This is a genomic window from Oceanobacillus alkalisoli (assembly GCF_021556485.1).
Classification (GTDB): domain Bacteria; phylum Bacillota; class Bacilli; order Bacillales; family Amphibacillaceae; genus Oceanobacillus; species Oceanobacillus alkalisoli.
In genome coordinates this window covers 178,671-189,295 of record NZ_JAKGBW010000007.1, presented here as the reverse complement: position 1 = coordinate 189,295, position 10,625 = coordinate 178,671, and the positions used below count along the sequence as shown (strand labels likewise).

The 10,625-nt window shown below is 40.0% G+C and carries 9 protein-coding genes; 2 read left to right on the top strand and 7 right to left on the bottom strand.

The window, feature by feature from the left end:
• Positions 1-102: 102 nt before the first annotated feature.
• Positions 103-1,482, bottom strand: coding sequence for a two-component system histidine kinase PnpS (gene pnpS / locus LZD48_RS09440; RefSeq protein WP_235762485.1), 1,380 nt, complete (start codon positions 1,480-1,482; stop codon positions 103-105).
• Complete coding sequence (locus tag LZD48_RS09435) at positions 1,479-2,174, bottom strand: response regulator transcription factor (protein WP_235762484.1); 696 nt, start codon at positions 2,172-2,174, stop codon at positions 1,479-1,481. The genes pnpS and LZD48_RS09435 overlap by 4 nt, the downstream gene beginning before the upstream one ends.
• Positions 2,175-2,650: 476 nt before the next feature.
• Here LZD48_RS09435 and LZD48_RS09430 point away from each other — a divergent pair, with 476 nt between their 5' ends.
• Positions 2,651-2,794 carry a hypothetical protein gene (locus tag LZD48_RS09430; protein WP_235762483.1) on the top strand — a complete coding sequence of 48 codons (144 nt, stop codon included), beginning with the start codon at positions 2,651-2,653 and terminating at the stop codon, positions 2,792-2,794.
• Positions 2,795-2,817: 23 nt separating this feature from the next.
• Here the strand turns inward: LZD48_RS09430 and icd are convergent, their stop codons facing one another.
• Together icd and citZ are read right to left on the bottom strand one after the other, a co-directional pair.
• Positions 2,818-4,086, bottom strand: coding sequence for an NADP-dependent isocitrate dehydrogenase (icd, locus tag LZD48_RS09425; RefSeq protein WP_235762482.1), 1,269 nt, complete (start codon positions 4,084-4,086; stop codon positions 2,818-2,820).
• A gap of 79 nt (positions 4,087-4,165) precedes the next feature.
• Entirely contained in the window at positions 4,166-5,284 is a 1,119-nt protein-coding gene (citZ, locus tag LZD48_RS09420; RefSeq protein ID WP_235762481.1) for a citrate synthase, read from the bottom strand.
• Positions 5,285-5,584: 300 nt separating this feature from the next.
• Here citZ and ytvI point away from each other — a divergent pair, with 300 nt between their 5' ends.
• Positions 5,585-6,697: a sporulation integral membrane protein YtvI gene (ytvI, locus tag LZD48_RS09415; protein ID WP_235762480.1), complete on the top strand. Its 1,113-nt coding sequence runs from the start codon at positions 5,585-5,587 to the stop codon at positions 6,695-6,697.
• On the opposite strand, the gene LZD48_RS09410 is transcribed toward ytvI, so the two are convergent.
• The 3 genes from LZD48_RS09410 to pfkA all read right to left on the bottom strand — a co-directional run bounded on the left by LZD48_RS09410 (position 6,694) and on the right by pfkA (position 10,523).
• Positions 6,694-7,083, bottom strand: coding sequence for an FxsA family protein (locus LZD48_RS09410; protein WP_235762479.1), 390 nt, complete (start codon positions 7,081-7,083; stop codon positions 6,694-6,696). The two genes, ytvI and LZD48_RS09410, sit on opposite strands and share 4 nt — an antisense overlap.
• Before the next feature lie 697 nt (positions 7,084-7,780).
• Entirely contained in the window at positions 7,781-9,541 is a 1,761-nt protein-coding gene (gene pyk / locus LZD48_RS09405) for a pyruvate kinase (RefSeq protein WP_235762478.1), read from the bottom strand.
• Between the two features lie 22 nt (positions 9,542-9,563).
• Positions 9,564-10,523: a 6-phosphofructokinase gene (gene pfkA / locus LZD48_RS09400; protein ID WP_235762477.1), complete on the bottom strand. Its 960-nt coding sequence runs from the start codon at positions 10,521-10,523 to the stop codon at positions 9,564-9,566.
• Positions 10,524-10,625 lie beyond the last annotated feature (102 nt).

The following is a 10,625-nucleotide window of genomic DNA, read 5'->3' as shown; positions in this document are numbered from 1 at the left end:
GTTGTGGTAACTTTAATTTTATCAAAAGGTGTCCTTTTTGTTGAGTAAAATAAGAGTAAATAGAAAATCGCTTCACGCTTTTTGCGCGAAGCGATTTTCTATTTACTGGGGTTTTGTCCCAGCCTCTGGAAGGCAGACCGTAATGATTGTACCTTGATCTGGTTCACTATCGATTCGTATTTCTCCGTCATGCACTTCAACAATATGCTTCACAATGGCCAGTCCTAAACCAGTACCTCCCGAATCTCTTGCCCTAGCTTTATCGACGCGATAAAATCGTTCAAACACACGTGGTAATTCATCCTCCGGGATACCAATTCCTGTGTCACGAACTTCAATTTTCACTTGGCTCCCCGCCTTAAAGATACTTAAGGAAACTTCCCCTTTTTCTGGCGTGTAATTCAAGGCATTATTCACAAGGTTGATGATAACCTGGCTAATCCGATCCTTGTCCGCTTTAAACTGGATATCCTCCACTTCCGTTGTGAAGAAGATATCCTTTTGTTCCGCCTTAAAGACTAGCGCCGGCATGAGTGATTCCACCAACTCTGGAGCATTTATTTTATGCAGGACGAGTCTGAAACTCTCACTTTCCAATTTCGACAAAGAAAGCAGATCTTCAATCAAAATTTGAATCCGATTACTCTCATGATAAATAATTTGCAGGAATTGACTTACCGCTTCCAAGTCATCAAGGTTTCCATCTAATAATGTCTCTGAAAATCCTTTAATTGAAGTTATCGGTGTCCGTAATTCATGGGACACATTAGCGACAAAGTCCTTTCGCATACCTTCCAATTTCTTCAATTCCGTTATATCATGAAGTACAAGTACGGCTCCCTTAAGAATATTCCGTTCATTGATGATCGGGGCTCCTGAGATCTCAATATACATATTCTCAATCCCGATATAGTGTTTGAAGGTATCTTTTACTCTTCCCTCATAAAGAAACACTTTTTGAATCGTCTCTTGCAGTGTCTCATTTTCTAACACATTATAATATAAGTAACCGACATAATCTTTTTCCGTTTTACCGAACAAATCGATAAATTTTCGATTCACAAGATGAATATATCCTCTCTCATCAAGCAAAACAAGTCCGCTTGCCATATTATCAATAAGCGTCGAAAGCTGTTCAGATTGAATTTGCTCTTGAAGAGAAAACTCTGTCAGTTCTCTAGCTAGCTTATTAATATTTGTACTTAATTTACTGTGCAGTGGATTCCTCGTATTGTGAAATCTTGCTCGGTAATTCCCTTTGCCAATTTCATTAATTGTGTCTGATGCCTGTTCAATCGGTAAAATATAATCATTATAAATTCGAATAAAAAGAACACTGATAGAAACAAAGACAATGACAAGTACAGCAATCAAAAAAATTATATTTTCGACAAGAGTAGAAATAATCAACCCAGCAATAAGTACGATAATAAATAAACCAACCATGTAGGAGAGTAATACTTTAGAAAAAGGCCCACTCATTTAGCGGGCTCCTCCATTTTATAACCTAATCCCCGAATCGTTTTGATATAAATTGGTTTCTTCGTATCAGGTTCAATTTTATCTCGTAAATGACTAATATGCACATCAACAATCCGTGTATCCCCTACAAAATCATAGTCCCACACCCCACTGAGCAGCTGATCACGTGAAATCACTTTGTCTTTGTTTTTAGCAAGGTAATAAAGTAATTCAAACTCTTTTCTCGTAAACGTTATTGTTTTATCATTTAGTTCTGCTTCATATCTTTCCGGATAAATAACCAAATTGCCGATGGCGATGGAACTGAAATGATTTTGGTTCGTTTTCGTTGCTCGCCGTAAAATAGCTTTGATTCTTGCAATGACTTCTTTCGGGCTAAACGGTTTTGTTAAATAATCGTCCGCTCCAAGTTCTAGTCCAAGAACTTTATCAAATTCTTCATCCTTTGCCGTCAGCATAAGAATTGGTGTATCAATTTTATTATTTCGTAATTGTTTACAGACTTCGATACCGTCCATTCCTGGGAGCATTAAATCAAGTACAATTAAATCAAATCTTTGCGTTTCTGCTTTGCGGACAGCCTCTAGACCATCATAGGCTTCGTCAGTCACAAAGCCGGATTTTTCCAAGTTATATTTTAATAATGTAACAATAGGCTTTTCATCATCCACGATAAGAACTTTTTGACTCATATTGATTTCTCGTCCCCTTTAACAACTAGTAATCTATCTATACGTTTCTATCATATCATTTAAACCGCTCTGGCGTATATCAAATAACATATTATTAAGAAATCTTAACATAGTTGAATGAATTTCATAATTACCAAAGTCGGCTATTCCATCACCATATGTAGTTGGGAACGAACCAGCTCAACTACATATGGTGATGGTGAAGCATTAAATACGTATTATGAAATTCATTAAGTTTACAGTAAATTAGTATGAAAGATGTCTATCGCTCCAGAAATACACTACGCTTTCCGCGGGGTCTCATCGTCTCCGCTTTCCAGCAGGAGTCTCCGTATATTTCTTCCGCTAAGATAAAGCTACCTATTTTTATAAAGATTTGTAATCCAATACAAAATAACATGAACAGAAGTTCTAACTAGAATATCTCCTGGGAGCAGTCCCGATACCTCGAGCATTCTGTGGGAGGACAGGCCTAGGTGAGACCCCTTAGTGCTTCACCAGCAGTGAAGAATGAACTGCAATTCTTCATTGCCCACGGAAAGCGAGAGGTATCGGGGCTGCGGATCCCGGAAAGACCTTTTCTTCTAATGGAAAACCACCATTCTATGAAAACGACATAAAATGGTGGTTTGATTAATTGTTCTTATAGATTTTTGATTAGTTCATCTGCGAACTCGGAACATTTCACTTCAGTTGCTCCGTCCATGAGACGAGCGAAATCATAAGTTACAACCTTGGACGCAATTGTTTTGTCCATGGAAGCTGTAATCAAGTCTGCTGCTTCTCTCCAGCCTAAATGTTCTAACATGAGAACTGCTGATAGAATGACAGATGAAGGATTAACCTTATCTAAGCCAGCATACTTAGGTGCTGTACCGTGTGTTGCTTCAAAGATTGCATGACCCGTGCTATAGTTGATGTTTGCTCCTGGAGCAATTCCGATTCCACCTACTTGTGCAGCAAGTGCGTCAGAAATATAGTCACCGTTCAAGTTCATGGTAGCTACGACATCAAACTCTCTTGGACGAGTTAAGATCTGCTGCAAGAAGATATCGGCAATGGCATCTTTAACTAGAATCTTGCCGGCAGCAATTGCTTCGTCTTGCGCTTTGTTTGCAGCATCTTTTCCTTCTTTTTCTACAATACGGTCATATTCATCCCAAGTGAATACTTTGTCGCCATATTCCTCTTCAGCTACTTCATAGCCCCACTGTTTAAATGCACCTTCTGTAAACTTCATAATGTTTCCTTTGTGCACAAGTGTAACACTCTTGCGTCCTTCTGTTATTGCATATTCAATTGCCGAGCGAACGAGACGCTTCGTTCCTTCTTCAGAAACTGGCTTGATACCGATACCAGAGGTTTCTGGGAAACGGATATTTTTTACACCCATTTCATTTTGTAAGAAATCAACTACTTTTTTCACTTCGTCAGAGCCTTTTTCCCACTCGATACCCGCATAAATATCTTCTGTGTTCTCACGGAAAACAGCCATATCTACGTCTTCAGGTCGTTTTACTGGTGAAGGAACACCATTGAAGTGACGAACCGGGCGCAAGCATGTGTATAAGTCCAGCTCTTGGCGCAATGCTACGTTCAAGGAACGGAATCCACCACCAATTGGCGTTGTTAATGGACCTTTGATTGCAATTTTGTAATCATCAATTTTATCAAGCGTCTCCTGTGGAAGCCACTCGCCAAATTTATTATATGCTTTTTCCCCAGCATATACTTCGAGCCAATCGATTTTCTTTTCTCCGTCATATGCTTTCTCAACAGAAGCATCAATTACTCTGCTTGCTGCTGCCCAAATATCCGGACCAGTTCCATCCCCTTCGATAAAAGGTACAATTGGATTATTTGGTACTTTTAGTTCTCCATTTTCTACTACAATCTTTTCTCCCTGTGTCATTACAACAACCTCCTATATGTATTCATCAAGAATAGCCGGAAAGATATCCAGCTATTCCTATTAACTATCTATAACTTAATTACTCACGATTTTCAAGTGGAATAAACCTTGCATGCTTCGGTCCAACGTAATCTGCACGCGGACGAATCAGGCGATTATTTTCATATTGTTCCAGAATATGTGCAAGCCATCCAGATGTACGGCTGACTGCGAATATCGGAGTGAATAGATCATGGTCAATTCCTAAACTATGGTAAACGGATGCACTGTAGAAGTCAACGTTCGCAGGCAACTCTTTTTCCTCTTTGATGTAATCTTCAATTTTAATACTCATTTCATACCATTTCTCTTCACCGATTAAATTAGTCAGTTGTTTGGACATTTCTTTCAAATGCTTTGCACGCGGATCCCCGTTACGATATACACGGTGGCCCATACCCATAATTTTTTCTTTATTCGCTAGTTTTTCTTTGATATATGGGAGTGCATTGTCTACTTCACCGATCTCACTCAGCATTTTCATTACTGCCTCGTTCGCACCACCGTGAAGTGGTCCTTTCAGTGCCCCAATCGCTGCAGTGATACCGGAATACATGTCGGATAATGTAGCGACACAAACGCGAGCTGTAAATGTTGAAGCATTAAGCTCGTGATCAGCATGAAGGACAAGCGCTTTATCAATTGCCTCTACTTCAATATCTTTCGGATCTCTGTCATTTAACATGTAAATAAAGTTCTCAGCAAATGTATATTCTGGTATTGGCTGTACAGGTTCTTTTCCATTACGAAGTCTTGCGAACGCTGTCACAATTGCGCCCATGTTCCCTTGAATACGAATTGCTTTCTTCATATTTGTTTTTGCGTCGACTTGGTCTGCATCCGGATCGCTGAGCCCCATGTAAGATATTGCCGTACGAAGTGCTGCCATTGGATGAACAGCTTTCAAGTCATAAGATTTAAAATGATTAATCAAGCCTTCTGGAACTTTCATATGTTCGACTAGCTCTTTACGTAATTCTTCTAATTCTGTCTTATTCGGCAGTTTTAAATGCCAAAGCAGATAGACTACTTCTTCAAAGCTTGCATTTTCTGCTAAGTCATCAATTGGAATCCCAACATAAGTAAGTTGGTCATCAATAATTGAGCTAATCGATGATTCGGCTGCTACTATACCTTCTAACCCCTTTGTAGTTGTCATACTTAAACCTCTCCTTTTCTATATGTTCATTCACTCAATGACAATATTATATGTAACGGCTTTCTTTTGCATAGTTAGTCAATTTTCAAAATCTATCTAGTGCTGTTTTGATATAATATTGTCTTCCCCAAATTTAATTATATAGTAATTGCGGGTTAAAGTGAATTGAAAGTGCTTAAATACTATAAAAGACCGCTAAATTCCTTGTATTGCAGTCTTATTTTTCACCTGCTCGCATATGTATCTTAATAACATGTGGTGAAACAACCTCTTAAAGATAGAATTATTTGGGGGATTTCTATGGACAAGTCAATTTTATCAAAAATATTAAAAAGCTGCATCATTTTACTAGTTTGTATCGGCAGCTATTTCGTTATCCGTTATACATTTTCCATTATGATCCCGGCCATATGTGTTTTTTTATTAACATCGTTCATGGAACCTGGGGTAAAATTCCTGCAAGAAAAAGCTAAATTCCCTCGCCCTTTTGCTAGTATTGTTATTCTTTTAATTTTATTGTTCTTGATGGTTGGCATACTATTTCTTGTCGTGACAGAGATTTATGAAGGTGTTACCTACCTTGCAGACATTTTGCCGGGACAGTTCCAACATTTTGGTGCAATCGTGGAATATTACTTCCAATCAAATATTGTGCCGCTTTATGAACAGATTTTTCGATTCTTCAATGAGCTATCACCAAGTGATCAACTTTTCATTCAAGAGTATTTCAGCAATTTATTTCAGGATATCGGCAGTCTGGTTGGCGCTTTTTTTCAACAGCTATTATTGGCACTGCCGCGTAATCTTGCTGTGATCCCGGAAGCACTTACCGTTACCTTCTTCATTTTGTTTGCAAGTTTTCTATTATCGGCTGATTTTCCTCGTGTGAAAACATTTGTTGCAGAACGCTTTCCAACTAGATGGAATAAAGGCTTGCAACATCTTACCTATTACGTAAAGCGATCAACATTCGGATATGTGAAAGCACAAATTATTCTAGTTACGATTTCCTTTCATATTATATTCTTCGGATTATTATTAATTGGGGTCGAACATGCTTTAACGATTGCATTACTTATGATAATTGTCGAGTTAATCCCTTTTGTCGGAACAGGCCTATTATTCATCCCATGGATTGGCTATTCCTTTTTATCGGAAAATTATAGCCTGACGATTGGACTTGCTGTAATGTACGGCATTGTAATCATAGTAAGACAATTAATCGAACCGAAAATATACTCCATGAATCTAGCCATTCATCCGCTCGTCTGGCTGATGGCTGCCTTTATCGGACTCAAAGTATTTGGAATCACTGGATTAATTCTCGCACCAATATTTATTGTATTATTTAAGGGAATGTACGATTCCGGTTTTTTCCGCTGGTTGATCAACTATGTCAATGGAGATATTTAAAAACGGCGGTAAATGATTGTACCTTTTTGCACAAACCTATGAAGGAGTCTTGCAATATAACGCTTCAGTAAATTCCTAGTGAATGGCAGAAGTAAAATCAATCCTATACAATCGGAAATAAAACCCGGCGTAATGAGCAAAAAGGCTCCAATAAGAATGCAGAGACCATCTGTCACTTCAGCAGTCGGCACTTCCTGTCTCTCCATGGATCGAAGCACTCGATTCCATGTTCCAAATCCTTGAATTCTGCCAAAAATCAAACCAAGAAAAGCGGTGAATACGATTAGAAATAATACCCACCAGACCCCTATATGACTGCCTGCCCAAACGAGTAATCCGATTTCGAGCAAGCTGAATATGAGTAAGCCAATTAAAAACATCCGCATCTTCTTCACAACCTTTCATTCTAACTTGATAGCATAACATCCAATTTTCATAGCCCAAACCAGCTGACCAAACCACACAAAACTTTTACAAAAATACTATTACTTTCATTCAGCGCAAGGGTTTTGCACGTTCTCATAGTTTGCTCTCTAATCGCCGTTCAGTTGCCCGGGGGACGGATGCGCATCCTTAGGCACTGCTAGAGCTCCTCGGGCCGCCGCCCTGCGGGGTTTCCAGACTCGTGCTATTCCCGCAGGAGTCACCGTCCCCCGGGCAACTGAACTGGTAAAGATGATTATTATTAATCGCATATATTCCAGTGCTATATCACGATAAAAATTATATCTTTGGAATAATAAACAGTGATCTAAATTCGACCTTTCCTGGTAGCAGTCCAGACACCTCGAGACTCCTACTGAAGGCCGGCTAAGAACGGTCACGTCCTGTGACCAACAACGGCATTAGAACTTCCTGTTCGGAAGTAAGCCTGGCGAGACCCCTTAGTGCTCAGCGCGAGGAGGCTTGACGGTCGCTCAGCAGGCGCGAGAGGTGTCTGGACTGCGGACCTCCAGTAGAAAGTTTCGGACACTTACGCTGAATGAAAGTATTTCACTTAATTTTTTAAGTGATTGTTGGGTATAGAAGAATAAGCAATGCCTTTCCCCAAAGGAAAAGCATTGCTTATTACTTTAATAAAAATTACAATACGCTTGCGTGGCCATCGTAAATATCGCCTTTTGTACCGTCGATTGTTATATCTTGACCATCTTTCAACAGTTCTAAAGCATTCTCCACTCCAACGATAACAGGAATTCCTAAGCTTAAGCCGACTACTGCCGCATGGGAAGTTAATCCGCCTTCTACAGTGATAAGTCCTGCTGCTTTTTCAATTGCTGGCATCATATCACGGTCTGTTCCATGGGTAACAAGAATATCACCGGAAGAAACTTTTTGGATAGCCTCTTCATTGTTACGGGCAATTACTGCTTTACCATAAGCACTCTGGCGGCCGATTCCCTGACCTTTTGCAAGAACATCACCAATAATATGGACCTTTAATAAGTTCGTTGTTCCACTTTCACCAACCGGAACACCTGCTGTAATAATTACACGATTACCATGACTGCAAATACCGGATGATAATGCACGCTCAATTGCCACATCTAGCATTTCGTCGGTAGTGCTTGTCTTTTCACCAAGAACTGGGTAGACTCCCCAAACAAGAGCGAGTTGACGGTTTACCCGTTCATTGAACGTAACAGCTAAAATCGTCTGTTTTGGACGATATTTAGAAATCATTCGTGCTGTATGCCCGCTTTCTGTTGGAGTAATTATGGTTTGAACATCCAAGTTCATCGCCGTATGCGTTACGGATTGACTAATAGCCTCTGTAATCGTCATTTCAACAAGCTTGGAGCGCTCGCTTAAAATATTTTTATGCTGAAGTGCAGATTCTGTTTTTAAAGCAATGTTATTCATTGTCTGTACCGATTCAACAGGATACATACCTGCTGCTGTTTCACCAGATAACATGATGGCATCAGTTCCGTCAAAAATCGCATTCGCCACGTCGGAAGCTTCTGCACGTGTAGGGCGCGGGTTACGCTGCATCGAATCAAGCATCTGTGTAGCTGTAATGACCGGTTTACCAGCAAGGTTACATTTCTTGATTAGTTCCTTCTGTACAAGTGGCACATCTTCAGCTGGTATTTCCACACCAAGATCCCCACGAGCAACCATAAGACCGTCACTTACTTCTAATATCTCATCAATACGGTCTACACCTTCCTGGTTTTCAATCTTAGGAATGATGTTAATGCGGTTGCCAAGATGTTCTTCCAGTACTTGACGAATTTCAAGTACATCAGATGCACGACGGATAAAAGATGGTGCAATGAAATCAACATTATTTTTAATACCGAAAATAATATCTTCTTTATCTTTTTCCGTCATGCCCGGAAGGTTCAACGATACGTTTGGTACGTTTACACCTTTTTTATTTTTAATTTCTCCAGAGTTCAAAGCTCTTGTTGCAATTTCATTGTTTTCTTTATCGATTGAAACAACTTCAAGTTCGATTAATCCATCATCAAGTAAAATTTTCGAACCAACCGCAACGTCATTGATCAATCCAGGATAGGAAACAGAAAATCGCTCTGCATTTCCTTCAACCTCATCCATTGCGATATAAACGGTACTGCCGGCTTGGATATCAGCTTTTCCATCTTTGAATTGGTTTGTACGGATTTCCGGACCTTTTGTATCTAATAAAATTGCAACATTTTTATTTCGGTTAGCTGCAGCTTCACGGATGCTTTTAATACGGGCACCATGTTCCTCATAGTCACCGTGGGAGAAGTTTAATCTTGCTACGTTCATCCCTGCATCCATCAATTGCTCTAATGTTTCCACCGATTCAGAAGCAGGACCAATTGTACATACTATTTTTGTGTTTCTCAATGTAATTCCTCCTTGTTTTAAGCTATATCGATAATTCTTTTGATAAACTGTACATTTCTCCATGAACTGTACTTGGTTTGTTAAAGATATCACTAATAGAATAGTCAACAAGCTGATTGTTCTCTATACCAACCATTCTACCCGCTTTCCCTTTCATTAAAAGCTCGATTGCACGAGCACCGAGCCTGCTTGCAAGCACGCGGTCTGCTCCAGTAGGTGAGCCGCCCCGTTGAATATAACCGAGAACGGTCACACGCGTTTCCAGTTGTGTCGCCTCTTCTATTCTTTGACCATATTCAAAACCGCTGCCTACCCCTTCAGCGAGAAGTATAATACTATGCCGCTTCCCACGTTGGTGACCACGCTTCAAACGGTCAACTATTGTTTCAAAATCCTCTGTATCCTCTGGAATAATGATGCTTTCCGCTCCTCCAGCAAGTCCTGCCCACAATGCCAGGTCTCCTGCATCTCTACCCATTACTTCAATGATATAGGTACGCTCATGCGAAGTAGCTGTGTCACGGATTTTGTCGATTGCTTCAATAACGGTATTTAATGCAGTATCAAAACCGATTGTAAAATCCGTGCCCTTAATATCATTATCAATCGTGGCTGGAACACCAATACAAGGGAAGCCTTTTTTTGTAAGTGCATCTGCACCGAGGAAGCTTCCATCACCGCCGATAATCACGAGGCCTTCAATTCCAAACTTCTTCAATTGCTCAATTGCCTTTTCCTGACCTTCATTCGTTTTAAACTCATCACTTCGGGCTGAATAAAGCATTGTTCCGCCTCGCTGTATAATGTCACCAACAGAACCGATTTCCATTTTTTCGATACGGCCTTCCATCAATCCTTGGTAACCGTACTTGATGCCATACAGTTCCAATTCGTGATAAATTCCTTTTCGAACGACAGCGCGGATTGCAGCATTCATTCCCGGCGCATCGCCGCCACTTGTTAGAACTCCAATTCGTTTCATCTTCTTCACCTCAAATATAGGTTTTATTAGTACAAGCTTGATTTCAGCTTTTACATCAATTCTCAAGCAAGGAAAAACTGTACTATTACTTTCATATTCCCT

What these genes read in the sequence shown, in the direction of transcription:
- LZD48_RS09435 (WP_235762484.1), bottom strand. Translation starts at nt 2,174, where the DNA reads ATGAGTCAAAAAGTTCTTATCGTGGATGATGAAAAGCCTATTGTTACA.
- icd (WP_235762482.1), bottom strand. Translation starts at nt 4,086, where the DNA reads ATGACACAGGGAGAAAAGATTGTAGTAGAAAATGGAGAACTAAAAGTA.
- LZD48_RS09410 (WP_235762479.1), bottom strand. Translation starts at nt 7,083, where the DNA reads ATGCGGATGTTTTTAATTGGCTTACTCATATTCAGCTTGCTCGAAATC.
- pnpS (WP_235762485.1), bottom strand. Translation starts at nt 1,482, where the DNA reads ATGAGTGGGCCTTTTTCTAAAGTATTACTCTCCTACATGGTTGGTTTA.
- citZ (WP_235762481.1), bottom strand. Translation starts at nt 5,284, where the DNA reads ATGACAACTACAAAGGGGTTAGAAGGTATAGTAGCAGCCGAATCATCG.
- ytvI (WP_235762480.1), top strand. Translation starts at nt 5,585, where the DNA reads ATGGACAAGTCAATTTTATCAAAAATATTAAAAAGCTGCATCATTTTA.
- pfkA (WP_235762477.1), bottom strand. Translation starts at nt 10,523, where the DNA reads ATGAAACGAATTGGAGTTCTAACAAGTGGCGGCGATGCGCCGGGAATG.